Source organism: Rubrivirga sp. SAORIC476, from assembly GCF_002283555.1.
Lineage (GTDB): Bacteria > Bacteroidota > Rhodothermia > Rhodothermales > Rubricoccaceae > Rubrivirga.
On the sequence record NZ_MVOI01000006.1, the window covers coordinates 316,568 to 340,752 of the forward strand.

23 protein-coding genes are annotated in these 24,185 nt (G+C 72.6%); 14 read left to right on the forward strand and 9 right to left on the reverse strand.

What is annotated here, in order from left to right:
- Positions 1 to 107: 107 nt before the first annotated feature.
- Together B1759_RS19740 and B1759_RS12885 are read left to right on the forward strand one after the other, a co-directional pair.
- On the forward strand, positions 108 to 593 hold the full coding sequence (locus B1759_RS19740; RefSeq protein WP_158225246.1) for a DUF4440 domain-containing protein: 486 nt from the start codon (positions 108 to 110) through the stop codon (positions 591 to 593).
- 88 nt (positions 594 to 681) lie between these two features.
- Positions 682 to 1,365 carry an SDR family NAD(P)-dependent oxidoreductase gene (locus B1759_RS12885; RefSeq protein ID WP_095515476.1) on the forward strand — a complete coding sequence of 228 codons (684 nt, stop codon included), beginning with the start codon at positions 682 to 684 and terminating at the stop codon, positions 1,363 to 1,365.
- A gap of 55 nt (positions 1,366 to 1,420) precedes the next feature.
- Here B1759_RS12885 and B1759_RS12890 read toward each other — a convergent pair whose 3' ends face one another.
- The gene (locus B1759_RS12890; RefSeq protein WP_158225247.1) at positions 1,421 to 2,554 is read right to left on the reverse strand and encodes a saccharopine dehydrogenase family protein; all 1,134 of its coding nucleotides are present in this window, start codon (positions 2,552 to 2,554) and stop codon (positions 1,421 to 1,423) included.
- Between the two features lie 237 nt (positions 2,555 to 2,791).
- On the opposite strand from B1759_RS12890, the gene B1759_RS12895 reads away from it, so the two are divergent.
- The 3 genes from B1759_RS12895 to B1759_RS12905 are packed head-to-tail and all read left to right on the forward strand — an operon-like array spanning position 2,792 to position 5,928.
- Positions 2,792 to 3,664, forward strand: a complete 873-nt coding sequence (locus B1759_RS12895) for a hypothetical protein (protein ID WP_143537381.1) — start codon at positions 2,792 to 2,794, stop codon at positions 3,662 to 3,664.
- 9 nt (positions 3,665 to 3,673) lie between these two features.
- A complete protein-coding gene (locus B1759_RS12900; RefSeq protein ID WP_095515479.1) occupies positions 3,674 to 5,449 on the forward strand; it encodes a hypothetical protein in 1,776 nt (591 codons plus the stop codon).
- Entirely contained in the window at positions 5,383 to 5,928 is a 546-nt protein-coding gene (locus B1759_RS12905) for a T9SS type A sorting domain-containing protein (RefSeq protein ID WP_095515480.1), read from the forward strand. Before B1759_RS12900 ends, B1759_RS12905 begins: the two co-directional genes overlap by 67 nt.
- Before the next feature lie 143 nt (positions 5,929 to 6,071).
- Here B1759_RS12905 and B1759_RS12910 read toward each other — a convergent pair whose 3' ends face one another.
- Positions 6,072 to 7,721: an iron ABC transporter permease gene (locus B1759_RS12910; RefSeq protein WP_095515481.1), complete on the reverse strand. Its 1,650-nt coding sequence runs from the start codon at positions 7,719 to 7,721 to the stop codon at positions 6,072 to 6,074.
- Positions 7,715 to 8,269 (reverse strand): TIGR00730 family Rossman fold protein, encoded by a 555-nt coding sequence (locus B1759_RS12915; protein ID WP_095515482.1) that lies wholly within the window; start codon positions 8,267 to 8,269, stop codon positions 7,715 to 7,717. Before B1759_RS12915 ends, B1759_RS12910 begins: the two co-directional genes overlap by 7 nt.
- 90 nt (positions 8,270 to 8,359) lie before the next feature.
- On the opposite strand from B1759_RS12915, the gene B1759_RS12920 reads away from it, so the two are divergent.
- Both B1759_RS12920 and B1759_RS20015 read left to right on the forward strand, forming a co-directional pair.
- The gene (locus tag B1759_RS12920) at positions 8,360 to 9,097 is read left to right on the forward strand and encodes a DUF429 domain-containing protein (protein WP_095515483.1); all 738 of its coding nucleotides are present in this window, start codon (positions 8,360 to 8,362) and stop codon (positions 9,095 to 9,097) included.
- Positions 9,098 to 9,243: 146 nt separating this feature from the next.
- On the forward strand, positions 9,244 to 11,208 hold the full coding sequence (locus B1759_RS20015; RefSeq protein WP_095515484.1) for a T9SS type A sorting domain-containing protein: 1,965 nt from the start codon (positions 9,244 to 9,246) through the stop codon (positions 11,206 to 11,208).
- A gap of 31 nt (positions 11,209 to 11,239) precedes the next feature.
- On the opposite strand, the gene recR is transcribed toward B1759_RS20015, so the two are convergent.
- From recR to B1759_RS12950, 4 genes are all read right to left on the reverse strand, one after another.
- Positions 11,240 to 11,914 (reverse strand): recombination mediator RecR, encoded by a 675-nt coding sequence (gene recR / locus B1759_RS12930; RefSeq protein WP_095515485.1) that lies wholly within the window; start codon positions 11,912 to 11,914, stop codon positions 11,240 to 11,242.
- Positions 11,915 to 12,015: 101 nt separating this feature from the next.
- Positions 12,016 to 12,345, reverse strand: a complete 330-nt coding sequence (locus tag B1759_RS12935; protein WP_198948865.1) for a YbaB/EbfC family nucleoid-associated protein — start codon at positions 12,343 to 12,345, stop codon at positions 12,016 to 12,018.
- Positions 12,346 to 12,437: 92 nt separating this feature from the next.
- Positions 12,438 to 14,759 (reverse strand): DNA polymerase III subunit gamma/tau, encoded by a 2,322-nt coding sequence (gene dnaX / locus B1759_RS20020; RefSeq protein ID WP_198948867.1) that lies wholly within the window; start codon positions 14,757 to 14,759, stop codon positions 12,438 to 12,440.
- A gap of 158 nt (positions 14,760 to 14,917) precedes the next feature.
- Positions 14,918 to 15,406 carry an RDD family protein gene (locus B1759_RS12950; RefSeq protein ID WP_095515487.1) on the reverse strand — a complete coding sequence of 163 codons (489 nt, stop codon included), beginning with the start codon at positions 15,404 to 15,406 and terminating at the stop codon, positions 14,918 to 14,920.
- A 152-nt stretch (positions 15,407 to 15,558) separates the two neighbouring features.
- Here B1759_RS12950 and B1759_RS12955 point away from each other — a divergent pair, with 152 nt between their 5' ends.
- From B1759_RS12955 to B1759_RS12985, 7 genes are all read left to right on the forward strand, one after another.
- Positions 15,559 to 15,948, forward strand: coding sequence for a hypothetical protein (locus B1759_RS12955; RefSeq protein WP_095515488.1), 390 nt, complete (start codon positions 15,559 to 15,561; stop codon positions 15,946 to 15,948).
- Positions 15,949 to 16,194: 246 nt separating this feature from the next.
- Positions 16,195 to 17,067, forward strand: coding sequence for an MbnP family protein (locus B1759_RS19745; protein WP_095515489.1), 873 nt, complete (start codon positions 16,195 to 16,197; stop codon positions 17,065 to 17,067).
- A 4-nt stretch (positions 17,068 to 17,071) separates the two neighbouring features.
- On the forward strand, positions 17,072 to 18,085 hold the full coding sequence (locus B1759_RS12965; RefSeq protein ID WP_095515490.1) for a cytochrome-c peroxidase: 1,014 nt from the start codon (positions 17,072 to 17,074) through the stop codon (positions 18,083 to 18,085).
- A 13-nt stretch (positions 18,086 to 18,098) separates the two neighbouring features.
- A complete protein-coding gene (locus tag B1759_RS12970) occupies positions 18,099 to 18,920 on the forward strand; it encodes a FixH family protein (RefSeq protein WP_095515491.1) in 822 nt (273 codons plus the stop codon).
- Positions 18,917 to 21,145 (forward strand): TonB-dependent receptor, encoded by a 2,229-nt coding sequence (locus tag B1759_RS12975; protein ID WP_095515492.1) that lies wholly within the window; start codon positions 18,917 to 18,919, stop codon positions 21,143 to 21,145. Before B1759_RS12970 ends, B1759_RS12975 begins: the two co-directional genes overlap by 4 nt.
- 11 nt (positions 21,146 to 21,156) lie before the next feature.
- Positions 21,157 to 21,750 carry a DUF2911 domain-containing protein gene (locus B1759_RS12980; RefSeq protein WP_095515493.1) on the forward strand — a complete coding sequence of 198 codons (594 nt, stop codon included), beginning with the start codon at positions 21,157 to 21,159 and terminating at the stop codon, positions 21,748 to 21,750.
- 153 nt (positions 21,751 to 21,903) lie between these two features.
- Complete coding sequence (locus B1759_RS12985) at positions 21,904 to 23,004, forward strand: hypothetical protein (protein ID WP_158225248.1); 1,101 nt, start codon at positions 21,904 to 21,906, stop codon at positions 23,002 to 23,004.
- Here the strand turns inward: B1759_RS12985 and B1759_RS12990 are convergent.
- Together B1759_RS12990 and B1759_RS12995 are read right to left on the reverse strand one after the other, a co-directional pair.
- Positions 22,994 to 23,497: a DnaJ family molecular chaperone gene (locus B1759_RS12990; RefSeq protein WP_095515495.1), complete on the reverse strand. Its 504-nt coding sequence runs from the start codon at positions 23,495 to 23,497 to the stop codon at positions 22,994 to 22,996. The two genes, B1759_RS12985 and B1759_RS12990, sit on opposite strands and share 11 nt — an antisense overlap.
- A 3-nt stretch (positions 23,498 to 23,500) precedes the next feature.
- Positions 23,501 to 24,148: a thymidine kinase gene (locus B1759_RS12995; protein WP_095515496.1), complete on the reverse strand. Its 648-nt coding sequence runs from the start codon at positions 24,146 to 24,148 to the stop codon at positions 23,501 to 23,503.
- Positions 24,149 to 24,185 lie beyond the last annotated feature (37 nt).

Consider the following 24,185-nt stretch of genomic DNA (forward strand, 5'->3'; position numbering starts at 1 on the left):
ATCGCGAAGCTACCGGCGGCGGCGGAGACCGACAAGGGAGCTTCTGTGTGCCCGGCCCAACGGTCGCCCTGGCGTGCGTAGTCTGCACGCCCGCTCCGACGCCCCCGATGCCGTTCTCGTCGTTTCGCCACGTCCTCGCTCTGCTCGCCGTCCTCGCGCTCGCCGGGTGCGCCTCGACGGCTCCCTCCCCATCCGGTGAGGTCGACGCCGCTGCCATCGAGGCGGGCGTCCGGGCAACACTCGACGCGCAGGTCGAGGCCTGGAACGCGGGCTCGGTGCGAGGCTTCATGGACGGCTACGCGCGGACCGACACGCTCCGCTTCCTCTCCGGCGGCACCGTCCGCGAGGGATGGGAAGAGGCCCTCTACGGCTACATCCGCAGCTACCCGGACGCCGCGGCGATGGGACAGCTCGCGTTCTCGGACCTCTCCGTCTCGCCGCTCGCTGCCGACCGCGCCCTCGTGTGGGGCCGCTGGCGCCTCCAGCGCGACGGCGACGCGCCGGGCGCCGGGCCGGGGGGCCTCTTCACGCTGATCCTCGCCGAAACACCCGACGGCTGGCGCGTCGTGCACGACCACACGTCGGCCGAGTGAAGGCCGGACGGGTGAAGTTTCCCGTCGCGTCCGCACGGCGAAGGGAGAGTGGGGGCATCTTTCCGTACCCCCACCCCTGAGTTTCTCCATGTCTGACTCGTCCCTCCCCGACCTCTCCGGCCGCGTCGTCGTGGTGACCGGCGCCCACGGCCGCCTCGGGCGCGTCGTCGCCCGACACCTCGCCGAGGCGGGCGCTCGCGTGGCGGGCCTCGACCGCGCCCCGCACGACGTGGGCGACCTCTCGGTCGTGGCCGACGTGACCGACGAGGCCGCCGTCGCCGACGCCTTCGCGCGGGTCGCGTCCGACCTCGGCGAGCCCGACGGGCTCGTCCACACCGTCGGCATGTGGGCCGGGGCGCCGTTCGCCGAGACCGCCCTCGACGCGTGGCAGACGGTCTTGGACGTCAACCTGACGAGCACGTTTGTGGTCTTCCGGGAGGCCGTCCGCCGGATGCAGGCGTCGGGGCACACCGGGCGCCTCGTGGCGCTCGCCTCGGGGCAGGGGGCGGACAAGGGCGTCGCCGAGCAGGCGGCCTACTCGGCCTCGAAGGCGGGCGTGGTGCGACTGGTCGAGTCCGTCGCGGCGGAGTACCGGGCCGACGAGGTCTCGGCGGCGGCGGTCGCGCCCTCCATGATCCTGTTCGGCGACGAAGAGGAGGGCACGCGCGGCGTCGAGGCGGACGAGGTGGCGCGTCTCTGCGTGACGCTCTGTGGCTCGGCAGGCGGCGTCCACAGCGGCTCCGTGCTGCGCGCCTACGGCTCGATGCGGTGAGGCAGGACGGAGGGCATGGAGCGCAGGGGCGGGGGGGGGCTCGGCGCTCCGGGGTCTACACCGCCACCCAGCGCTCGTGGACGGCGATGCCGCGCTCGGCGAGGCGGTCCATGAACGGCTCGATCGGAAGCACCTGGTCGGCCGGGCCGACGCCGCCGCCGGGCAGCGCGCGGGCCGCCAGCAGGACGGCCGCCGTCGCGGCGGGGAAGCCGGTGCAGCGCTGCATCGCCGAGAGGCCCGTCTCCGGGTCGCAGCGGTCCGCCATCTCGTAGACGAGCGTCCCCTCGGCGCCGTCGCGGGTGCCGTCGACCTCGATGCGGAGCAGGACGGCGTCGTCGTAGTCGCCGCCGAGGCGCTTGCGGAGGCGGCGGACGAGCACGTCGCGGTACGTCAGGTGCGTCCGCACGTCGAGCGACGTCCGCTCGGCGAGGCCGAGGTCGAGCACGAAGCGCATGCGCTCAGCGTGGCCCGGGTGGCGGATCGTCTTGACGTCGAGGCTGGCGACGCGGCCCTCCAGCGCCTCGGCGAGGCTGCCCAGCCCGGCGCCCGTGTAGAAGGCCTCCATGGTGCCGAAGCCGTCCACTTCGACGCTCTCGACGCCCGTCATGGGCTCGCGCGTCTCGATCTTCCCGTCCACGAGGACGGGGGCGGGCTCGGTGTAGTCGTCCAGGAGGCGCTCCGCAGAGTGGGCCAGCCGGTGACGGAACGGCTCGCGCGGCTCCTGCGGCACGTCGCCGACGCGGATGCGCACCGCCCGCGCCTCGTCCATCGCGCCGACGGCCCGCATGGCCAGCACGCCGACGAGTCCGGGCGCCAGCCCACAGCCGGTCACCACCCAGCGCTGCCGCCGCTCGGCGTGCTCGGCGAGGGCGGGGTCAGGCAGTGGGTTGCCGAGGTCGACGAAGTGGGCGCCCAGGTCGAGCGCCAGCCGCGCCAGCCGCGGCGAGTGCTCCGGCCCGACGCACGACACGACGCAGGTGCTCCCGTTCAGGATCGGCTCCAGCGCCTGCGCGTCGCGGGCGTCAGCCTCGTAGGTGCGGAGGCCGGGGTAGGTGTGGGCGGCGCGGAAGGTGCGGAGGGTGGCGGGCTGGGCCTCGCACACCTGTACGTGCGCGGTCTCGCTGCTGCGGGCGAGGTCGACGGCGACGGCGGTGCCGACAGTTCCGGCTCCGAGGACGGTGATCTTCATGCCCCAAGGTAGGACGGCCAGCCGGCGGCGGGAAAACGCTTCCACTCCGGAAAAGCGCTTCCAGACCGCTCGGGCGGACCCCATGCATTCGGTGGGCCCCTGTACGAGACTGTCGGGGATGACGAAGTCGGAGACCGAACGCACATCGGCGTCACGGGTGGGACCGTCTCCTTCGAGTATGGCGGGGACACCCAGGCCTTTCCGGTGTGCTCACCGGACGAGGTGCGGACCGTTCGCGTGTACGCTCTCGCCATGGAAGAGCCATACTTCGATCGCGGCTACTCTGGTCCAGATGGCGAAGTGAGGGGGCGATTCAATGGGATTTGGGATCATGTCGACTCGAACGGAGATGGGCGAGTGGAGAAGGAAGAGCTGTTCGAAGAGTACTGGGAAGTGAGTCGGATGGCTGGGTTGTTCGCTGTGCCAGAGTTCATGTCTCCACGCCTGAATGGTATGCCTGCCGGTCAAGTCAGGGGGAGGGTGGAGTCGCCCAACTATCACGCTGATGTCGTGGACCGCACGCGCCTGTCGTGGGATCAAGCTTGTATTCTGGTCGAGGTCGAGCCCGTGACGGTATACGATCCCGGTCCGGACTTCTTTACAGAGACCTATCTGGACGGCGATTTTGATCTCCTCTTGCGGGGTGCAGATGGGAAGGGGTACGAAGAAGGCGACATCATTCAGTCCGTCGCCGCTCTCGTTCCAGCCGGATCGGTCGCCGTCGTGTACACGGCGACCATGACCGCCCGGCTTGGCGCAAGCCCCGGTCAGCCGACGGTAACCGCCTCCGCCTACGGGTTCGCTGCATCGGCTGAGTTGCTGGAGGCCGGGTACCCGGGGTTCCCCGAGATCGAGCCGACGATTGAGTTGGTGGGGGACCGCGCCGTCATGTTCGTGAACCCAATTTCGAAAGTGTCCATGCGCGTTCTCGCCCACGAGGTCGGGCACGTTCTGGCCGTGCAAGGCGATCCTTCGGACCCGAACGAGGGGCGGAGTGAGGGGTATTTCTTCCCTCTCCATGGAGGAGAAGAGGACGATTCCGTCGGCTCCATGCGCCGACTCCCTTCGGAGACTGTCCATCGTGCCCGGCAGAGCCCTTTTGTCCACTAAACGTCTTCAATGTCGATCCGCTCCTTCCAGACTCTCACCTTCCTCGGCGCGCTCCTCGCGGCCTCGGTGGCCGTCGTAGCGCAGCCCGCACCGGACGCTGTCGCCCGGGACGTGGAGGCGTTGCTGACGCCGTCTCACGGCTCGACCGGCGCGTTCGTGCTCGCCGACGCCGACCTCGTGCAGCGGATGCGGGAGCACCCGGCTGCCTACCTCCCCATGATCCGCGAGCGGCTCGGCGCGCCCTTCGACACCGTCGCTGTGCCGCTCATCGAGGACCTCGCGCAGCGACGGCGCGTACTGGAGTTCGCCTACCTGCTGGACTCCAAGGCGGGCGTGGATCTCGCCCGGTCGCTGGAGATCCAGGTGCGGCCCATCGTGCAGGAGACCTCAGACGAGCAGATGGCGCTCATCGCGGAGTACTACCGCGCCCGTCGGGCGGGCGATCTCACGTTCGAGATCGACTCGACGGCCTACCGGCGTGCCGAAGCGCGGGTGCTCGCCGCGGCGGGCGTGTGGTCCCGGGCGCTCGACGTGATCGCGTCGGCGGGCGACATCTCACGCGCGAGCGCGGCCTACGATCTCATCTGGAACGATGCTACTCCCGGGTGGGGGAGGGACACTTCGACGTTCGCATGGCTGGCCGCTCGGAAGTACCTCCGTGGAGTCGCTTTCATCCTTCCCCCGGCGACCGACGTGGAGCCCGCGCGGGTGTGTATGGGGCGGGGACCGTCGACAAACGGCGGGCCGGTCGCTCTCTTCGGGGGCCTGACTCGGTCCGCCGAGGTCGTCCACCTCCCCGTGGGCCCGGACAACTACTACACGTCCAGCCTGGGCCGGGAGATCGTCCAGCCGCCGCCGATCTTCTACCAGGAGAAGGTCGCCGAGCGACGCCCGCTCTACCAGTGGGAGCCCGACCGGACGCCGGTGTCGGTGAGCACCGTCGACCTCCAGCCCGGCGAGACAGTCACGTGGACGCTCCTCGGTCGGCGGGCGGTTGCGGGAGCGGCCTCGCCCCGCTGTGACGGGACGGACCCGCTCGTTTTCGAGGCGCTTCCGGGCGCGGTCGCTCTTGAGGCCGGGGCGGAGGTCCGCGTCGAGGAAGACCGGTTCGCGATCTCAGGCCGGCCGCATACGCTCCGAGGGACCCCTGAGGGGGGCGACGCCGGCCGCGCGGCGCTCATCGCAGAGGACGATCCGACCACAGCTGCGGTACTCAGGGCGCTCTCGGATCGGCAGCGCTCTCGCTTCGACGGCGGCATCGAGGTGGGGCCATTCGAGGTCTCGCCGAGGTCGTGGGCGTCGGTGCTGTCCGCTCGGCCGGACGTGGTGATCGATGGGTCGACGGACCGCCGGATCGGCTCCGCGGACGCTCCGGTCGTCGCGTACGCACCCGCCGGAGCCCGCTTGGACGGGGTCACGACCGGGTGGGGCGTGCTCGTGGCGGACGGCCCCCTCGTAATCGAGCAAGGTGCCCGCTGGACGGGCCTCGTGATTGCCCGGGACGGGCTCGACGTGTCCGGCTCGGCAACGGTGGTCGGGGGAGCGGCGGTCCACGGCTCGCTGAGGATGCAGGGGGGAGGGCAGATCCTGTACAGCCCGTCCGCGCTCGCGCTCGCCCGAGAGGCGGCCCCACACGCCGAATACCGTCCTATGCGCACCGTCCTGCTCCTCGCCGCCCTCACCCTGCCCGCCTCGGCGCAGGCCCCGGCCCCCACGCCGTGCCGTTCGCCTCGCTCGGCAACGCCCTCGAACTGGCCGTCGCCGGGGAGGCGGGGGCCGGGCTGACCGTCGCCGTCGCCGAGGCGCCCGCGTGGCTCACCTTCGCCCAGCCCGTCGCCGAGGCAGTCCGCCTCGACGATGAGCCCGAGCCCCTCGCCCGGCTCGCCTTCGACGTGGCGCGGACCGCCCCGGTCGGCGAGGTCGCCGAGGTCGTCGTCGAGGTCCGCGACGGGGAGACCGTCGTCGCCACGCATACGGTCCGCCTGGAGGTCGCGCCGCCGGAGGCGCTGGCGCTCGACGCGCCATACCCGAACCCGTCGCACGGCACGATCACGGTCCCGTTCGTGGTGCCCCGGGACGGCCCGGTGCGGCTGGCGGCCTACGACGTGCTGGGCCGCGAGGTGGGCGTGCTGGCCGAGGGCGACACCGAGGCGGGCGCCCACGAGGTCCGCTGGCCGACGGCGGGGCTGGCGTCGGGCGTGTACCTCGTGCGCGTGGTGGCGGGGGCCGAGGCGCAGGTGCGCCGGGTGACGGTGGTCCGGTAGGCGAGGAATTAGGGGCCGGGAAACAGGAATCAGCAGAACAGGCAGAGCGAGTGAGCCTGCCTTGGTGCCGAGGTGGGCATCTTCGCCCCACGCCCCACGCCCCACGCCCCACGCCCCACGCCCCACGCCCCACGCCTCACGCCTCACGCCTGCACGCCCTGTCCCCCCAGCCGACGGCTCACGACCACCGCGACCACCACCAGCCCCATCAGCAGCACGCTGTACGCCGCCGCCTGCCCGAACGCGAAGATGCGGAGCTGGGAGAACACCTCCACTGCGATCGGCCGGTTGGCGTAGACGTAGAGCATGATCGAGGCCACGAACTCGCCGAGCGCCGTCACGAACGTCAGCAACCCGCCCGCGATCACGCCGGGACCGATGGCGGGCAGCACGACGCGCCGGAACGTCGCCCAGCCGCCCGCGCCCAGGTCGGCCGAGGCCTCCGCGAGGCGGTCGTCGAAGCCCTCCAGCGACGCCTGCGCGGCGCGCACCACCAGCGGCAGGTGGCGGACGAAGTAGGCGAGTGGCAGCAGCCACACGGTCCCGATCAGCACCGCGCCGCCCGCGAGCAGCGTCGGCTCGTCGAACAGGACCAGCAGGCCGAGCGCCATCACGGTGCCGGGCACGGCGAAGGGCAGCAGCGAGAGCGCCCGCAGCACCCCGCGGCCAGGCACCTTGCCCTTGACGATCACGACCGCCGTCGCCACGCCAAAGACCACGTTGGCCGCCGTCGCCAGTGCGGCCATCCACAGGGATGAGGTGATCGGCGCGAGCACGTCGGGCTGGGTGAACAGGGCCGTGTAGTTGGCGCCCGTGAACGTGTCGGGCAGGATCTGAGTCGTCCACGAGCCCTCCTGCACGAACGACAGCAGGACCACGGTCGCGACGGGCAGCAGCACGACGAGCAGCGCCACGCCGACGAGGACGCTCGCCACGACGCGCGGCCACCCCCGCAGCGGCCCCGGCCTCCGCCCGACGCCCTTCCCCGCGCCCGCGCCGGTCGCCCGTCCGCGCGTCTCGGCGCCGACGAGGAAGAGCAGGCAGATCCCGGTCAGCACCACCGACACCGCCGCCGCCCGGTCGAGCGCGCCGTTCGTCTTGAACTGGTAGATCTGGGTCGTCAGGAACGGCTCGCCCTCGGCGAACAGCAGCGGCGCCGTGAACGAGGCCATCGACAGCATGAACACCAGCAGCGACGCGCCGACGAGCGCCGGGCGGAGGAGCGGCATGACGACCCGCCGAAACGTGGTCCACGCCCCCGCGCCGAGGTCCGCCGAGGCATCCAGCAGCGACGCGTCGAGGTCGCGCAGGGACGCGCTGACGAACAGGTAGAAGTAGACGTAGAACACGTACACGTGCACCGCCAGCACGGCGCCAATGCCGCCGAAGGCGAACGGCACGGTCTCCAGCCCGAACGCCGCCTGGAGTGCGCGGGGCAGCATCCCCGACTCGCCGTAGAGGAACAGGAACGCCAGCACGCCCACCAGCGGCGGCAGCGCGAGCGGCAGCGCCGCGACCGCGCCGAGCGTCCGCCGCAGCGGCAGGTCGTAGCGCCACAGCGCCCACGCGAGCGCCGTCCCCACGGCCCCGCCCAGCACCACCGTCCCCAGCGACACGCCGACGGAGTTGACGAGCGCCCGCACGCCCGCCGCACGCCCGCGCCCGAACAGCTCGCCCAGCAGCTCGCCGTCGAGCCCGAGGCGGAACGTCTCTACGTTCGGCCAGAGCACGTAGCCGACCAGCACGACGAAGACGGGCACGGCGAGCGCCCACCCGGCGCGGCGGCTCAGCATGCCCGCAGCCGCTCCACGAGCGCCTCGGGCGTCGCCTCCACGATCACGGCCTCCCGGCGGTCGGCCGTGACGAAGCCCTCCTCGACGGCGTGGTCCAGGAAGCGGACCAGCGGCGCATAGTAGCCCTCCACGTCCAGAAAGGCGCACGGCTTGGCGTGGATGCCGAGCTGGACCCAGGTCAGCGCCTCGGCGATCTCCTCCAGCGTGCCGAGCCCGCCGGGCAGCGCCACGAACGCGTCGGCCAGATCTGCCATCATCGCCTTCCGGTGATGCATCGTCTCGACCACGTGCAACTCGGTCAGCCGTGCGAAGCCGACCTCGCGGTCCATCAGCGCCTGCGGGATCACGCCGACGGCCTCGCCGCCCGCATCCAGCACCGCGCCCGCCACGACGCCCATCAGGCCGACGCGCCCGCCGCCGGTCACGACGCCCAGGCCCGCCTCGGCGAGGCGCTGGCCGAGATCGCGCGCGGCGTCGGCGTAGGCGGGGCGGAGGCCGGGGCGGGAGCCGCAGTACACGCAGACGCGGCGGAGGGAGGAGTCATGCATGCTGCAAGCTAGGCCGACCACCAGGGGAGGCGCAGGGAGACGGCGTCGATCTGGGGGCCGTACCCTCAGGCTCGCTCCCCCTCTCCTCGCATGGCTCTCCGCATCGTCGGCATCGACTGCGCGACGCAACCGAAGAACACCGGCCTCGCCCTCGCGGTGCTGGAGGGCGACCGCCTCACGGTCCACCACGCCCGCGTCGCCGCACACGCCACCGACGCGGCCGAGACAGCGGCCGACTGGCTGGCGGACGCACCGGACGGCGTCCTCGCGCTCGACGCGCCCCTCGGCTGGCCCGCCCCGATGGGGAAAGCGCTGGCTTCCCACACCGCAGGCGCCCCGATCTCCACAGAGGCCGACCGAATGTTTAACCGCGCCACGGACCGCGTCGTCCGCCAGCGGCTGGGCAAGAAGCCCCTCGAAGTCGGCGCCGACCGGATCGCGCGGACGGCCCTGGTCGCGCTCGCCACCCTCGACGCCGTCCGCCGGCGGGTCCCGGTCGCGATGGGGTGGACGCCGGGCGACGTCTGCGGATACCACGCGCTGGAGGTCTACCCCGCCGCGACGCTCCTCGCCCGTGGCCTCGACACACGCGGGTACAAAAGGCCCGACGCGTCCGCACGCCGCGCAGCCCTCCTCTCCGCCCTTGACCTCTCCGCCAGCGACCCGGTCCGCGCCGCCGCCGAGGCGGTCGACCACGCCCTCGATGCGGTCCTCTGCTGCGTCGCCGCGGCCGACTACGCGCGGGGCCGCGCCCTCACGCCCGCCCAGGCGGGCGTCGACGACGCCCTCGCCCGGCGAGAAGGCTGGATCTGGTTTCCGGCCGACTGACGTGCCGCCTCGGGCGGCGGTGGCCGGGGGACGCCAGCACGAGGAGAAACCCGGAGGCGCCCGGGGGGAAGCCCTGATTCCGAGACTCGGACGAGACCGGCCGGCCGGCCGCCCGGTACGGGAACCAGTCTCATACTCCATCTCGCATGTCTGTTCGGTTACTCCCCGTCGCGTTTCTGCTGCTCGCACTCGCCATCCCGGCCTCGGCTCAGGCCTCGTTCACCGGACTGTACGTCCAGAGCTTCGACGACATCGGCGGGGCGCCGAACGCGGAGCTCCCTGAGGGCTGGCGTGTCCAGACGCTCCCCGGCATCCGCGCCCTCGGCGACTTCGCCGACGCGAGCACCACGACGGACGCACACGGCGGCAACCTGTTCGGGCAGAGCGCGCCGACCGGCGCCATCAACTTCGGCTCGGGTCCGGAAGCGACCGCCACGGAGCGCGCCATCGGCTTCGCGTCCAACGGCGACATCGGGACCGGTCTCCTCTACTTCCACTTCCGGGTAGACGTGTTCGGGTCCTTCGACGAGATCTGGTACGCGAAATCCGAGGAGACGTACCGCGGCGGCCAGGATGAGGCAGAGTCCCAGACGGAGGCGTTCTATTCGTACGACGGCAGCACGTGGTACGCCCTGTTCGGGCAGGGCCGGACGTCCGGAGGCGACCGGGATGGCTACGAGGACGCACCGGCGGCCGGGGGAAGCTCGGGCGCCGGCCGGGTCGACCTTCCGACGCCTCTCCAGCAGGGAGACGAACTCTATCTGGCCTTCCGCTACTCCGCCGCACCAGGGTGGAGCACGGCACAGGTCCCGGCCGAGGCCTTCGACGACTTCGTGATCGGGACCTCGTTCTCGAGTCTGCGGCACATCTTCGTCGGCCGCGGCGAGCGCGTCTTTGGCGACGTGCCCGTCGGCGAGACGGCGGGGCCGCTGACCGTCGATTACAACCCCGTGGGATACTCCGGTGAAGACCCCGTCGTCGAGATCACCGGCCCGGCCGCCGCCGACTTCAGCGTGGAACTGAACGCCCCCTTCAACAGGGCTGAGGTCTTCTTTACGCCGAGCGAGCCGGGCCTCCGTGAGGCCTCGCTTCGGTTCCGCATCGGGTCGATGGTCAGCCGTGAGGTGGCGCTCCGAGGAGGCAGCGGCGAGCCTGCCGGCGAGATCGTGGCGTCGGTCGAGCGCGTCGGGGACGACGCGCCCATTCCCGCGGGCGGCGGGCGGTACCGGTACCGCGTCCTCGCCGACATCGACGGCCCGGACGCCCGCGAGGTCGACTTCTGGTCAGACCTGCTCTTCCCCGATGGACGCGTCGTCGAGTTGCGCGAGCCAGAGACCGTCACGCTCACGCCGGGCGAGACCCGGAGCGTCGCGGCGTCGCGGCTCATCCGTGCGCAGTGGCCGACCGGGACGTACACCCAGCGCTTCTACTGGGGCGCCTACCCCGACGGAGCTGAGGCGGAGGCGTCGCTGTCTATCGAGAAGGTGACCGGCGGCGAGATCGATGTGGCGGTCGAGCGCGTCGGAGACGACGTGCCGATTCCTGCGGAGGGTGGGCGGTACCGGTACCGCGTCCTCGCCAGCGTCGACGGCCCGGACGCCCGCGACGTCGACTTCTGGTCAGACCTTCTCCTCCCCGACGGCAGCGTCGTCACGCTGCGCGAGCCGGAGGCCGTTACGCTCGCGCCGGGCGAGACCTGGCGCGTCGGGGCGTCTCGCCTGATCCGGGGAGCGTGGCCGACCGGGACGTACACGCAGCGCTTCTACCTGGGCGCGTTCCCCGACGGGGTCGAGGCGCAGACGTCCCTGACGGTCGAGAAGGCGGGCGGCGCGCTGGCCGCGCGTGCGGCCTCCATCGGTGAGACCGAGGGGCCGAACCCGTTCCGGGACCGGACCGTCGTTCGCTTCGAAGAGGGGAGTGGCGGATTCGTCCGCGCCGAGCTGTTCGACACGGTCGGCCGCCGCATTCGGGTGCTGTACGAAGGTGCCGCGCCGGAGGGACGCCCGCTCGTCGTCACGGTCGACGGGAGCGACCTGCCCGCCGGCGTCTACATCGTCCGTCTCATCGGAGAGAGCGGCGTCGAGACACGGACCGTCGTCCGGGCGCGGTAGTCGGGGTCGCTGGCCCACGGCCGTCCGGGGCTCACATCCCGGCGCGGCCTTCGAGCGCGCGGCTCAGGGTTGCCTCGTCGGCGAACTCCAGGTCTCCGCCGATGGGGAGGCCGCGCGCGATGCGGGAGACCGTCACGCCGAACGGCGCCAGCATCTGGCCGACGTAGTAGGCCGTCGTGTCGCCCTCCACGTTGGGGTTCATGGCCAGGATGACCTCGGTCACCGCGACCGGCGCGTCCGCCTCGGCGCCGTCGTCGTAGCCCTCGGGCGTCTCCGCGACGGCCGGGCGAGCCATCGAGGCGGGCTGGGCCACGCGGCCGATCAACTCCGAGATGTGGAGGTCGTCCGGCCCGATGCCGTCGAGCGGCGAGATGACGCCGCCGAGCACGTGGTAGAGGCCCCGGAACTCGCCCGTCCGCTCCAGCGCCAGCACGTCCGAGGGTTCCTCGACCACGCAGATCACGCTCCGGTCGCGCTTGGCCGACTGGCACACCGGGCAGGGGTCCACGTCGGTCACGTTGAAGCACACCGAGCACGTCTTGACCCGGTCCTTGGCCGCCACCATCGCCTTGGCGATCTCGACCACCTCCTCGCGCGGCATCTTCAGGATGAACGCCGCCAGCCGCTGCGCGGTCTTGCGCCCGACGGTCGGCAGCCGCGAGAGCTGGTCCACCAGCGCGTCGACGGTCTCTGAGGTCAGATGCATGGAGTCGGGGGACAGTCGGGGACGCGGATCGAGCGAGACAGGGTCAGCCAGCCGGGCGACAGCGGTAGGTCACACGGCATCCGCCTCACCCCTCGAGGTCTCTAAAACTTGGGCAGGTCCATGCCGCCGAGGTCGAGGCCGGGAGGCAGCATCGAGGAAGCCGCCTCCTGCATCTTGCTGTTGCGGATGCTCTCGGCCTCCGTGATGGCTTTGTTGACGCCCGCGACCACGAGGTCCTCCAGCAACTCCAGGTCGTCCGGGTCGACGGCGGCGGGCTCGATCTTGATCGAAACGACGCGGCCGGTACCGTCGGCCACGACGGTCACCATGCCGCCGCCCGCTTCCGCGGTCACGCGTTCCTCGGCCAGCTTCGCCTGCGTGTCGGCGACGCGCTGCTGCATGTCGGCCATCTTGCCGAAGAGATCGGCCATGTTGGGGGTTCCGTCCATCGAAGTGCGGGGTGCGAGGTACAGGGTATGGAGTACGGGAGGGCGTACCTCGTACCGAGTACCCCGTACCGCTGCTAGTTCCAGACGATCTCTGCGCCGAACTGGTCGAAGAGGGCGCGCACGACCGGGTGGTCCTGGCGCATTTGCTTGAGCGTCTCGAACGGGTCGTCCGCGCGGACGGTTTCGGGCGTGTCGCGCGCCGACTCGACCCATCGCAGCGGCGGCACCTCGCTCCGCAGCACGTCCGACAGGACGTCCAGCAGCGCCGCCTCGTTGTTCGTCGCCACGGTCACCCCGAACGCGTCGTCCATGCCGATCTCGACCGCCCCGCGGGCCACGCGCACCGGCGCGCTGGACTGCAGGATGGCCCCCACGCGGACGCCCACGCGTTCGCGGACGGCGGCGATGACCCGCGGCCATGCCTCAGTGAGGCGAGCCAGTGCCGGCCCCAGCGGGTCGGCCGGGGCGCCAGGTGCCGGTCCCGACTGCCCGTCGCCCTGTGCAGGACTTTCGGTGCGTCCCAGCGCCGCCGGACCCGAGGCGCCGTCGCCGCCCGTCGGGCGCTTGAGCGCGGGGCCGCTGAAGACCGGTCGCCGCGGCCGCGGGGTCGCCGGGGCGGGCGCCGAGGCGGGCGGGGTCGGGGCCGGGCGGCGGGGGGCCGTCGGCTCGGGCAGCCCCCCGTCGTCCTCAGGTCCGAAGCGGGGCGGCGACGGAGCGTCGGAGTCGGGCGGGGGCGGCTGAGGCCGCGGGTCGCCGAGTGGCAGAGGCTCCGGGCGGCGGGGCGGCGGGGCGTACACCGCGGCTGGCTCGGCCGCCTGCGACGACGCCCGCGGATCCGGCGAGGTCGTGCGCGGCGCAGCCCTCCCCGCCTCGGGCGCGGGCTCGCCCCCCGGAGAGGCAATCGGCGTCGGCACCGGATCGACGGGCCCACGCACCGGATCGACGGGCCCACGCACCGGATCGACGGGCCCACGCACCGGATCGACGGAGCCGCGCACCGGATCGACGGGGTCGCGCACCTGATCAACGGGGCCGCGCACCTGATCAACGGGGCCGCGCACCTGATCCGACGGCGTGGGGGCCGGTTCACTCGGCGTCCGCGGCTGTTCAACTGGCTCGGGAGCCGGCTCCGTCGGCTTGGGGAGGGCTGCAACCGGGTTTGGAGCCGGCAGCGTCGCCGTCGTGAGCGGCCCCTCCGGCAGCGTGCCGCCGCGCGCTGCCCGTTCCAGCGCGCCGAGGCGGTCCAGCAGGCGCCCGAGGTCGGCGGCGCGCTCCAGGCTCGCCATCTTGAGCAGCGCCAGCTCCAGCGTCAGGCGCGGCTGGCGGCTCTCGCGGAGGTCCGTGGCCGCGCCCTCGGCCAGCATGAGCAGGTGCAGCAGGTCGGTCTCGGCGTACGGCGCCGCGGCCTGGAGGTAGCGCTCCCGCGTCGCCTCGGTGCCCTCGATCAGGTCACCCGTGCCCGTCGAGCGCGCCACGAGCAGGTTGCGGAGGTGGTCCGCCAGCCCCAGCACGAACTCGTTCAGGTCGTGCCCGCTGCGGACGACGTGGTCCACCAGCGACAGCAGCGCGGCGCGGTCGGCCCGTTGCGCGCGGGCCGTGGTCTCGAAGTAGATGTCGGCGTCGACCACCCCGAGTGCTTCGCGGAGCGGCCCGATCTGCAGGTCGGCGCCGCAGAGGGAGACCGCCTGGTCGAACAGCGAGAGCGCGTCGCGGAGCGCGCCGTCGCCCTTGCGCGCGATCAGCACGAGGCTCTCGTCGTCGGCCGCGATGCCCTCGGCCGTGCAGATCTCCCGGAGGCGGTCCACGATCTCCGGCACCGCGATGCGCCGGAAGTCGAAGCGCTGCGTCCGGGACAGGATGGTGGGGAGCACCTTGTGCGGCTCCGTGGTCGCGAAGATGAACAGCGCGTAGTCCGGCGGCTCCTCCAGCGTCTTCAGGAGCGCGTTGAACGCGCTCGCCGAGAGCATGTGGACCTCGTCGAGGATGTAGACCTTCTTCCGCGCCCCCTGCGGCGGCACGCGCACCGTGTCGCGCAACTCGCGGATGTCCTCGACCCGGTTGTTGGACGCCGCGTCGATCTCGATGATGTTGAGCGAACGGCCCTCCTCGAAGGCCGCGCACGAGTCGCACGTCCGGCACGGCTCGGCGGTCGGCCGCTCGCTCAGCGGCGTCTGACAGTTGACCGCCTTCGCGAGGATGCGCGCCGCCGTCGTCTTGCCGACGCCGCGCGGCCCGCTGAACAGGTACGCGTGGGCGAGCCGGTCCCGCGTGATCGCGTTGCGGAGCGTCTCGGCGACGTGCTCCTGCGCGACGAGGTCGTCGAAGGTCTGCGGCCGGTACTTCCGGGCGGTGACGGTAAAGCGGGCGCCCTGGGAGGGGCTGGTCGTGTCGGCCATCGAGGTCGCGGGTCCGGGGGTGCCGGGGGAAGGGGGCCCTCCACGGTCCGCCCCGGCAGGGTCAACATAGCGTCACCGGTCCCGCCTCGCGGGCCGTGTGGACAAGCTTCGCAGGGGAGGCGTGGGGCGCAGAGGTCCCACAGACGGCGCCCGGTGCGTCAGTGCCTCGCCTCGATCACGCGCGTCTTCGCCCAGCGGTCCCCGAGGCGCCGCGCGGCCGGGTCGATGGCCACCAGCACCGCCTCGAACAGGATCACGATCCCGGCGGCGCCGAGCACGAACTCGCCGAACGGGATGCCCTTGTACCCGCCGATCAGGTAGAGCACCGCCCAGACCGTCGCGGCGCCCGCCACGGTCGCGTTGCGGCGCATCGAGAGGCGCCACGTCAGCGGCTCGCCGGAGACGGCGTACGGCCGGATTCCGATCCAGCGCTTGCCCAGCGACCGCGCCCCCCACTCGGCGTAGGGGATGGCGTCGCGGAGGAGCAGGTATGCGGCCCCCAGCAGCAGCCCGAGGCCGAACATGCGGCCCTTCAGCACGCCTGGCACCAGGGCCGCGGGCGCCAGCGCGAGCAGGAGCGTGATCGTGGCGTCGAGCAGACCGGCCGCGAAGCGGCGGACGCGGACCGGGCGGGGAGAGCGAGACATGGCAGAGCGAGAGTCCGTCCCGACGATACCGAGCGCTGCGGCTTCGGACACGGGAAGCTCTGCGAAACCGATCCCTCTCCGATGCCCGGTCGCCCCGGCGACACATGGTTCGTTCACGCGCGCGCGTTCCCGGTGGCGTACGTTGATTCCCGATGTCCCCTCTCCACTCTGTCGCTCGGTTCGCCGTGGTGCTCGCGCTCGTCGCGAGCACGCAGGGGCTTCTGCTGGCGCAGTCGGCCTGGCTCGTCAACCAGGAGTGGATCGCCGAGACGCTTTGCGTCAACCCCGGCACCGACTGCGACGGCAAGTGCCAGCTGGCCGATCGGATGGAGCACATGGGCCACGGGGAGCACTCGCACGACGACCCGGCAGCGCTGCTGGAGCTCGCGCTCTCGGTGCGCGCCCAGGTCGCCGAGGCGGTCGGGGTGCCGCTGCCAGATGCCGTCGACGCAGCCGACCTGGTCGCCCGGGACATCGCAGACACGGGGAGGGAGGCCTCCCAGGGCGTGTTCCATCCGCCGCGGGAGGCGGCCCACGCATAGCGACCGTCCTCGCGGACGGTCCCGGGGCGCTGCCTTCTAGCAGGCGGCACCCCTTCGTCTTCGTCGCGCACTGACGCTCGACGCCCGTGGTCCATGCTCTCCTCAGCCGGAGTCCGCGTGCGCAGGCCGTCCGCGCCGACGCGTCCCTCCGGTCTCGCACGAGACCGGCCGTCTCCCCGCAGGCCGCGACCGTGGCCTGTGCTGCATCCGCAGGCGCCCCGCGCCGCGGACCCTCCCGCAGTCCCCATGACCTTCCGTTCCCTCGCGCCTACCGGCGCGCTCCTCGTCGCCCTGCTGGGCGCCCCCCTCACCGGCTGTGACTCCGGCGGCTCCTCGTCCGACCCGGCGATGCTCCGCCTCGACGTTGAGGCGATGGCGGGCGCCGACGCCTTCCAGGCCGGGCAGCCCTTCACCGTCAACGGCACCACGGGCCAGCTCGACATCGCGCAGCTGTACCTCTCCGGGATCACGCTCCTCCACGAGGACGGCCGCGAGATCTCGATCCTGGCCGACGAGCCGGTCACCGTTCGCGCCCAGGACGAGAACCAGACCGAGATCCAGCACTCCGTCTCCGAGCGCTACGTCCTGGTCGACGCCGACGCGGGCAGGACCGTGGCGACGCTCGGCGAGGTGCCCGCGGGCCGGTACACCGGCGTCCGCTTCCTGCTCGGCGTGGATGGGCTCGACAACCGCGCCGCGATGGAGGACTTCCCGGCGGGCCACCCGCTCGCAGCCCAGGCTTCGTCCATGCACTGGAACTGGAACGCGGGCTACGTCTTCCTCCGCCTCGACGGCCTCCTCGACGTCGACGGCGACGGCGTGGTCGATCCCGCGACCGGCACCCCCGGCGACGCCGCCTCGGGCCAGTGGCGGCTCCACGTCGGCGGCTCGCCGAACGCACAGACCGTCACGCTCGACCAGGACTTCGAACTGATGGGCGGCGAGATGCAGGACCTCCACGTCCAACTCGATCTCGCCCGCCTCGTGCAGGGCATCGACTACACGGCCCCGGCCAACCGCTTCTGCATGACGGGCGGTTGCCAGGCCGTCGTGGATCAGGCCAAGGCCAACACGCAGGCCGCGTTCACGCTCCACGGCGTCCACGGCCACGACATGTAGCCCGGTGCTCCGGCGCCGACTCGCTGCTCGTTTTCTGCTGGCGGCCGCGTTCGTCGTGACCGCCAGCGGGTGCGATACGTCCGGCCCCGAGGGACCGGCGACGGTCGAGGTGCGCGTGCCCGCGACGTTCGCGCCGCTTCCGGTGCCGCCGCAGAACCCGCTCCGCGCCGACCGTGTGGCGCTGGGCGAGCGGCTGTTCTTCGATCCCATCCTCTCGCGCGACCGCTCGGTCTCGTGCGGCTCGTGCCACTTCCCGGACCTCGCCTTCTCGGACGGTCGGACCCGGAGCGTCGGCGTCGAGGGGCGGACGGGGCCTCGGAATGCGCCGTCGCTGCTGAACGTGGCGTACCGCAAGAGCCTGTTCTGGGACGGCGGCGCGCTCTTCCTGGAGAGCCAGGCGCTCGTCCCGCTGGAGGACCCGCACGAGATGGATCTCGCACCCGAGGACGCGCTCGACCGGCTCCGACGGCATCCCGACTACCCGGCCCTCTTCGCCGACGCCTTCGATGGCGAGGGGCCGAGCATCCAGACGCTGACCTACGCGCTCGCGGCGTACCAGCGCACGCTCGTCTCGGCGCCGACGGCCTTCGACCGTCACCTCGCGGGCGACACCACGGCGCTGGCGGCCGAGGCCCGGGCCGGGCTCGCGCTCTTCCAGACGCACTGCGCCTCGTGCCACGTCGGCGCGCACCTCACCTCGGACAGCTTCGAGAACAACGGGGCCGCCGTCACCGACGCCGATCCCGGTCGCGAGCGCATCACGTTCTCCGACGCCGACCGCGGCACGTTCCGCGTCCCGAGCCTCCGCGCCGTCGCGCGGACGGCGCCCTACTTCCACGATGGCCGCTTCCAGACGCTGGAGGCCGTCGTGGCCCATTACGACCGCGGCGGCGACGCCACGCCGGGCCAGAGCCCGCGCGTCCGTCCGCTCCGCCTCGCCCCGGCCGAGCGCGACGCCCTCGTCGCCTTCCTCCGCACGCTCGACGACGCACCGGCCCCGGTCGACCGCTCCTTCTGATCGAACTGAACTCATGAACCGACTCTTCCTCTTCGTCGCCCTGGTGGGGCTCGCCGGGTGCGTGCCCGACGGGCTCACCGACTTCGACTTCCAGGGACTCCAGCCCGACCCCCCCGCCGACGAACTGACCGGCGAGGTCGTCGTCGGGACGGCCCGCGACGCCGGGTTGACGGTCGAGTTGACCGCGATGCGCGGCGGCCCGCACCTCGGCTACGTCCGCCTCGGGCTGGCCGTCACGCGGGGCGGCACAGCTGTGACCGACGCGACCGTCTCGCTCTCCGCGACGGCCGACGGTGGCCCCGCGGCGGGCGTCGCGCTCCCGGTCGAGGACCCCGCGCGCGACGCGGACGGGGTCTACCGCGGCGCCGCATTCCTGCTGGCGCCCGACACCACGGCCCGGCAGTTCACGCTCACGGCCACCATCGCGTCGGGCGGGACGACCGCCGAGGTCGCGTTCCCCATTGAGGCGCGCAACGACCTGTGGATGCAGGCCGCTGGCGTGGACGTGCTGGTCTCGTGGGTCGATCCGCTCCGGCCGGTCGTGGGCGAGAACCGCTACGTGGTGGCGGCGCACCGATGGACCGGGACCGCGTTCGAGCCCGTCGACGGCGCGACCGTCCGGCTCTATCCGTACATGGACATGGGCGGCGGCGACGGCCACTCGACCCCGCACGGCGCCCCGGAGGCGCTCGGCGACGGGCGCTACGGCTGGGACGTGGACTTCATCATGTCGGGCGGGTGGGAGATGACGGTCACGCTCGCGCCTCCGGGTGAGGCCGACCGCACCGCCGCGTTCGTCGGCTACACCGTGTACGAGCCCGAGGTGGAGGCATGAACCGACTTCTCTCTACTCTCCTCATCGTGCTGCTGGCGGCGACCGCCGCCAGCGCCCAGGGCGCCATCGAGGGCGTCGTGCTCGACGCCGAGACCGAGGCGCCCGTCGTCGGCGCGACCGTCCGCGTGGACGGGACCGGGCGCGGCGTCGCGGCCGACCTCGACGGCCAGTTCTCGATCGCGCTCCAGGGCGGCGACCACTGGCTCGTCGTCTCGGCGGTCGGCTACGCTCCCGTGCGGCTCCACGCCCACGACGGGCATCGCCTGACGGTCCGCCTGCGTCCCGCGGCGACGGCGTTCGACGCCGTGACCGTCGAGGGCGAGCGGGCCGTCGCGGGCGCGCCCTCCGCCCCGACCAAGACGCCCGCCACGACCGAGGATCTGCTCGCGCGCCTGCCGGGCGTGCGGATGATCCAGCGGGCCAACTTCGCCGCCGAGCCTGTCGTGCGCGGCTACCAGGGCGGCCAGATCTCGCTGACCATCGACGGGATGCCGGTCTATGGTGCGTGCGTCGACAAGATGGATCCGGCGTCGAGCTACGTCGAGCCCGAGAACCTGGCGGCCGTCGAGGTCTCGAAGGGCGCCTCCGACCTGGGCCGCGGCTCCCAGATCGGCGGGGCCGTGGATCTCGTGACGGAGCGGCCCCGGTTCGGCGTGCCGCTCGCCGCTGAGGCCGAGGTGGGCGTCGAGTCGAACGGCCTCGCGCGCCGCGTCCGGGGCGCCGCGAACTGGAGTGCCGGCCGACTGGCGGCCCGCGTGAGCGGGTCGTACCGCGGCTCCGGCGACTACGCGCCCGGCGGCGGGGACGCCATCGAGACCTCGGGCTACGAGAAGCGCAACCTCGCCGCCGCCGCGACGCTGCGGTTGGCCGAGGGCCACGAACTGACGGCGCAACTCGTCACCGACGACGCGTGGCTGATCGGCTACCCGGCGCTCCTCATGGATGCGGTGCTCGCGCAGGCGCGCATCGGCAGCCTCGCCTACGAGGGGGACGCGCCCGGCCTGGACCGCCTCGACGCCCGCCTCTATCGCAACCGCGTCGACCACACCATGGACGACCGGTACCGCAACGTGCTCGCGCGTGAGGTCATGCGGGGCATGTTCATGCCGATGGGCGGGTACTCCGACGTGCTCGGCGGCCGCGTCGAGGCGGGGCGGACCGTCGCGGGCACCGGGCTCGCGCTCTCGGCCGACGTGCACCGGCTCCGCCAGTTCGGCGACATGACGATGTACAGCCTCTTCCCCGGCATCCGCGACATGGTGCTGCTCAACGTGGGCGACGTGGAGGCGCTCAACGCCGGGCTCACGCTGGAGGCGCGCCGGCCGCTGACGGACCGGCTCACGGTCTCCGCCTCGGGCCGCCTCGATGCGACCTCCCGCGACGTGGGACGCGAGGCGATGCGCCAGCTGTTCGAGCGTCGCACGGGCGACCCGGACGTGAGCCGCCGGATGCTCATCCCGAGCGTCAACGCGACGGCCAGCTACGCGCTCTCGCCCCGGACGCACCTCCGCCTCACCCTCGCCGACGCGGGCCGTCTGCCGACCGTCGTCGAGCAGTACGGCCACTACGTCTACAACTACGTCGACGGCTACTTCTACACCGGCGACCCGGACCTGAAGCCCGAGCGGAGCCGTCAGGTCGAACTCGGCGTGGCGCACGCGGGCGGGCGCGTGGCCGTCGAGGCCGCGGTCTATGCCCACCAGCTCTCCGACCTCGTCATCGGGCTGGCCGACAACGAGGTCGTCGGTGGGCTGGCGGGCTCGACGTATCGCTTCCGGCTTTACGACAACGCGGATCGCGGCTGGATGGCGGGCGGCGAGGTCAGCGCGCTCGCTCGCCTCGGTGCCGGACTGGAGGCCGTCGCGAGCGTGTCGGCGGCCTACGGCCAGAACCTGACGTTCGACGAGCCGCTCCCGATGATCCCGCCGGTCGGCGGCGTCGCCGCGCTGCGGTACGACCGCGGCGGGGTGTTCGGGGAGGTCGAAAGCCGGTGGGCGCTCGCGCAGGACCGCGTGGCCCGCTTCACCTACGCCGAGCGGCCGACGGACGGCTTCGCCGTGTTCGCCGTCCGCGGCGGCTGGCGTCCCGACGGAGTCGCCTCCGGACTTCGTCTCCAGGCCGGTGTCGAGAACGTGCTCGACACGTTCTACCAGGAGCACCTCGCCATCTCCGACCTCGCCGCGCGCGGCCGGAGCGTCTACCTCTCGGTCGGCTTCGACCTGTGACCCCTCCCGCCATGCCCCGACTCCTCGGTCTTCTCCTCGTGACGCTCGCCGCCAGCGGCGTGTCGGCCCAGCACGTCCACGACGCCCCACCGGCCGACTCCGTGTCGACCTACCTCGCGACGGGCCTCCGCGTCGACGAGGCGGCCCCGCCGCCGGGCAGCGCGCTCGGTCGGGCCGGGCTCCGCTACGGCGACGGCGGCTACGTGTCGGTCGTCTACGGGCGGCCGTTCGTGCGCGGGCGCCAGGTGCTCGGCGGGCTCGTCGGGTACGGCATGGTCTGGGCCGCGGGCGCGCACCGGGCGACCGAGCTCTGGACGACGGTCCCGCTCGTGATCGGCGGGACGCGCGTCGAGCCGGGCGCCTACAGCCTGTTCGCCACGCCGCGGCCCGACCGCTGGACGCTCCACGTCAACCGCCGCCTCGGCATGCACCTCGCCGACGAGTACGACCCGGCCGACGACCTCGTCACGGTCGACGTATCGCCGGAGGCGCTCGACACCCCGGTCGAGGGCCTCACGTGGGCCTTCGCCACCGACGGCTCGGCGCTCACGCTCGCCTGGGACCGCGTCCGCGTCTCTCTGCCTCTCGCCCGCGCCGACCGGTAGCCGGCTCTCGTCGGCCTCCGAGGTCACGGCAGGAGACGACGCAGGCGGAGGCCGGATGCCAGCAGAGGACGGTCTGTGGCGGCATTTCGTGGAATGCCACGAGCGTGCGTCCGCCCCGGTCGAGGTATCCACAGGTACCTCCTGCCTGTGCTCATGCCGACGCCCGTCTCCACGGACTGCCTCCTCGCCTTCGCCTCGGAACTCGCCTACCGGATCGAGCCCAACCCGGACCACCCGCGGGCAGCGCCCCACATCCCGCACTCGGCGCCCCACTACGACGACGTGATCGTCGGCGAGCCGACCTGCTTCCTGCGGGGCGAGGACAAGATCGACGCCGCTTTCGTGGCTGAGATGCCAGACGACACCGTGGTGGTCTCCTTCCGCGGCACGCTGCCGCCGTTCGGCGCCCCCTTCTGGTCCTGGGTCGAGGACTGGCTGGAGGATTTCGACATCGACCCGGTGCCGTGGACTGTCGCCGGGCAACCGTACGGAAGGGTGGAGCACGGCTTCGACCGGGCGGTGCTGGAGCTGTGGAACGACATCCAGGGCGTCGGGCCGCTCACCACGGACGACTCGGCGTTTGCCGAAGGTGAGGAGGAACTGACCCTCGGCGACGAGCGCCGCACCCTCCGCGGCGGCATCCGCCACGCACTGCTCCACGGGGGGATCGACTGGTCCACGAAGACGGGCATCCTGGTGACGGGCCACTCGAAGGGCGCCGCAGCCACCTACCTCGCCGCCTCGCTCATCCGCGGCGAGCCCGACCTGGCAGACGTGCCCGTGCGCGTGGCCTGCTTCGCGTCGCCCTACACCTGCGACGCCGCTTTCCTCCAGGCCTACACCGAGGCGGGCCTGGAGGACGCGACCGTCCGCTACCAGAACGTGGACGACCTCGTGCCGTTCGTGCCCAACTACCTGATCTCGCTGCCCCTCCGGCTGGCCCGGTGGCTGGACCCCACGTCGACCGCCTCCACGAAGGCCACCTGGACGTGGCGATACGTGACCATCGGGCACCTGCGCGTCATCACGCGGGCGTGCGACATCCGGGAGGGCACCGGGGCCTACTGGCGGGCGCTGCTCCGGATCGTGGCCGACCTGCTCACGCTCCAGGTCGGCCGCATCGCCGACGCGCACAGCCTCGTCCACGACCCCGACGCGTCCCACCCGACGGGCCGGTACACAACGGCCGTCTGCCGCGCGTCCGCTCCGGAGCCCGTCCGCCTCGGCGTCGAGGCGGAGGTGGTCAGCCGCTGAGGCGGGCCTTGAAGAAGGCGTAGGCCTCGTTGATGGCCTTCGTCTCCTCCTCCGCGAGCCGCTGCAGCTTGGGCCCCAGGCCGACCACGCGGTCGGGATGGTAGGCGACCACGAGAAGCCGGTACTGGCGCCGAAGCGTGTCCGCCTCGACGGGACCCGTGGGGAGGTCGAGCACGGCGCGGTGCAGTTCCTCAGGCGTCGGCGGACGCGCTGCGGGGCGATCCGGCTCCGGGGTGCCTGCCGTCGCGGTGGGCGCCTTGGGGCCGCGGGCGCGCTCTCGGCGCATCCGCTCCCGGCGGATGCGCTCCTTCATGGCCTCGGCGCGGTCCGAGCGCGACGTGTAGAAGGCCCGCCCGTCCGCCTCCGCTGCCGCCCGGCTCTCGCGCGCCGACACCGCACCGCCCGCCCGCTTCAGGTCCGCGATCCACCCCAGCATCACCGACGCGACGAGCATCACGACGGTGAAAGCGGTGGCGATGGCGACGAGCGACATGGATCAGAGGGCCAGCGTGGGGTCGATGGGCTGGGGCGTGGGCTGCGAGATCGGCGGAAGCGGGGGCGCCGTGACGGCCTCGGCCTTGAAGCAGCGGCGGCACCGGGGCTCGTACGCTTCGGCCTCGCCCACCAGGACGCGCGCGCCGTCGGCCACGATCCGCTGAGAGTGGTTCGCAGGCGCGCCGCAGCGAACGCACACAGCGTGCAGCTTCGTCACGTGCTCGGCGACGGCCATCAGCTGAGGCACCGGCTCGAAGGGGCGGCCGAGGTAGTCCTGGTCGAGCCCCGCCACGATCACGCGGCGCCCCTCGCGGGCGAGGTGCTCGACCACGTCCACCAGCTCGACGCCGAAGAACTGCGCCTCGTCGATGCCGACCACGTCGGCGTCGCCGGCGAGCAGCAGCATCGGGTCGGCGGAGTGGACGACCTCGGACGGCATCGCCGTCGCGTCGTGGCTGACGACCTCGGTGTCGTGGTAGCGGGTGTCGAGGGCCGGCTTGAACAGCGCGACGCGCTGGCGGGCGATGCGGGCTCGCTTGAGGCGGCGCAGCAGCTCCTCGGTCTTGCCGGAGAACATGCTCCCGCAGACGACCTCGACCCAGCCGCGCCGCTGGCCGTCCTCGGTTCGGGTGTAGACGTGGGGTTCCATGCCGGGAAGGTAACGGGCCGGGCGCTGCTGTCCAGAC

What these genes read in the sequence shown, in the direction of transcription:
- B1759_RS19740 (WP_158225246.1), top strand. Translation starts at nt 108, where the DNA reads ATGCCGTTCTCGTCGTTTCGCCACGTCCTCGCTCTGCTCGCCGTCCTC.
- B1759_RS12885 (WP_095515476.1), top strand. Translation starts at nt 682, where the DNA reads ATGTCTGACTCGTCCCTCCCCGACCTCTCCGGCCGCGTCGTCGTGGTG.
- B1759_RS12890 (WP_158225247.1), bottom strand. Translation starts at nt 2,554, where the DNA reads ATGAAGATCACCGTCCTCGGAGCCGGAACTGTCGGCACCGCCGTCGCC.
- B1759_RS12900 (WP_095515479.1), top strand. Translation starts at nt 3,674, where the DNA reads ATGTCGATCCGCTCCTTCCAGACTCTCACCTTCCTCGGCGCGCTCCTC.
- B1759_RS12910 (WP_095515481.1), bottom strand. Translation starts at nt 7,721, where the DNA reads ATGCTGAGCCGCCGCGCCGGGTGGGCGCTCGCCGTGCCCGTCTTCGTC.
- B1759_RS12915 (WP_095515482.1), bottom strand. Translation starts at nt 8,269, where the DNA reads ATGCATGACTCCTCCCTCCGCCGCGTCTGCGTGTACTGCGGCTCCCGC.
- B1759_RS12920 (WP_095515483.1), top strand. Translation starts at nt 8,360, where the DNA reads ATGGCTCTCCGCATCGTCGGCATCGACTGCGCGACGCAACCGAAGAAC.
- B1759_RS20015 (WP_095515484.1), top strand. Translation starts at nt 9,244, where the DNA reads ATGTCTGTTCGGTTACTCCCCGTCGCGTTTCTGCTGCTCGCACTCGCC.
- recR (WP_095515485.1), bottom strand. Translation starts at nt 11,914, where the DNA reads ATGCATCTGACCTCAGAGACCGTCGACGCGCTGGTGGACCAGCTCTCG.
- B1759_RS12935 (WP_198948865.1), bottom strand. Translation starts at nt 12,345, where the DNA reads ATGGCCGATCTCTTCGGCAAGATGGCCGACATGCAGCAGCGCGTCGCC.
- dnaX (WP_198948867.1), bottom strand. Translation starts at nt 14,759, where the DNA reads ATGGCCGACACGACCAGCCCCTCCCAGGGCGCCCGCTTTACCGTCACC.
- B1759_RS12950 (WP_095515487.1), bottom strand. Translation starts at nt 15,406, where the DNA reads ATGTCTCGCTCTCCCCGCCCGGTCCGCGTCCGCCGCTTCGCGGCCGGT.
- B1759_RS12955 (WP_095515488.1), top strand. Translation starts at nt 15,559, where the DNA reads ATGTCCCCTCTCCACTCTGTCGCTCGGTTCGCCGTGGTGCTCGCGCTC.
- B1759_RS19745 (WP_095515489.1), top strand. Translation starts at nt 16,195, where the DNA reads ATGACCTTCCGTTCCCTCGCGCCTACCGGCGCGCTCCTCGTCGCCCTG.
- B1759_RS12970 (WP_095515491.1), top strand. Translation starts at nt 18,099, where the DNA reads ATGAACCGACTCTTCCTCTTCGTCGCCCTGGTGGGGCTCGCCGGGTGC.
- B1759_RS12975 (WP_095515492.1), top strand. Translation starts at nt 18,917, where the DNA reads ATGAACCGACTTCTCTCTACTCTCCTCATCGTGCTGCTGGCGGCGACC.
- B1759_RS12980 (WP_095515493.1), top strand. Translation starts at nt 21,157, where the DNA reads ATGCCCCGACTCCTCGGTCTTCTCCTCGTGACGCTCGCCGCCAGCGGC.
- B1759_RS12985 (WP_158225248.1), top strand. Translation starts at nt 21,904, where the DNA reads ATGCCGACGCCCGTCTCCACGGACTGCCTCCTCGCCTTCGCCTCGGAA.
- B1759_RS12990 (WP_095515495.1), bottom strand. Translation starts at nt 23,497, where the DNA reads ATGTCGCTCGTCGCCATCGCCACCGCTTTCACCGTCGTGATGCTCGTC.
- B1759_RS12995 (WP_095515496.1), bottom strand. Translation starts at nt 24,148, where the DNA reads ATGGAACCCCACGTCTACACCCGAACCGAGGACGGCCAGCGGCGCGGC.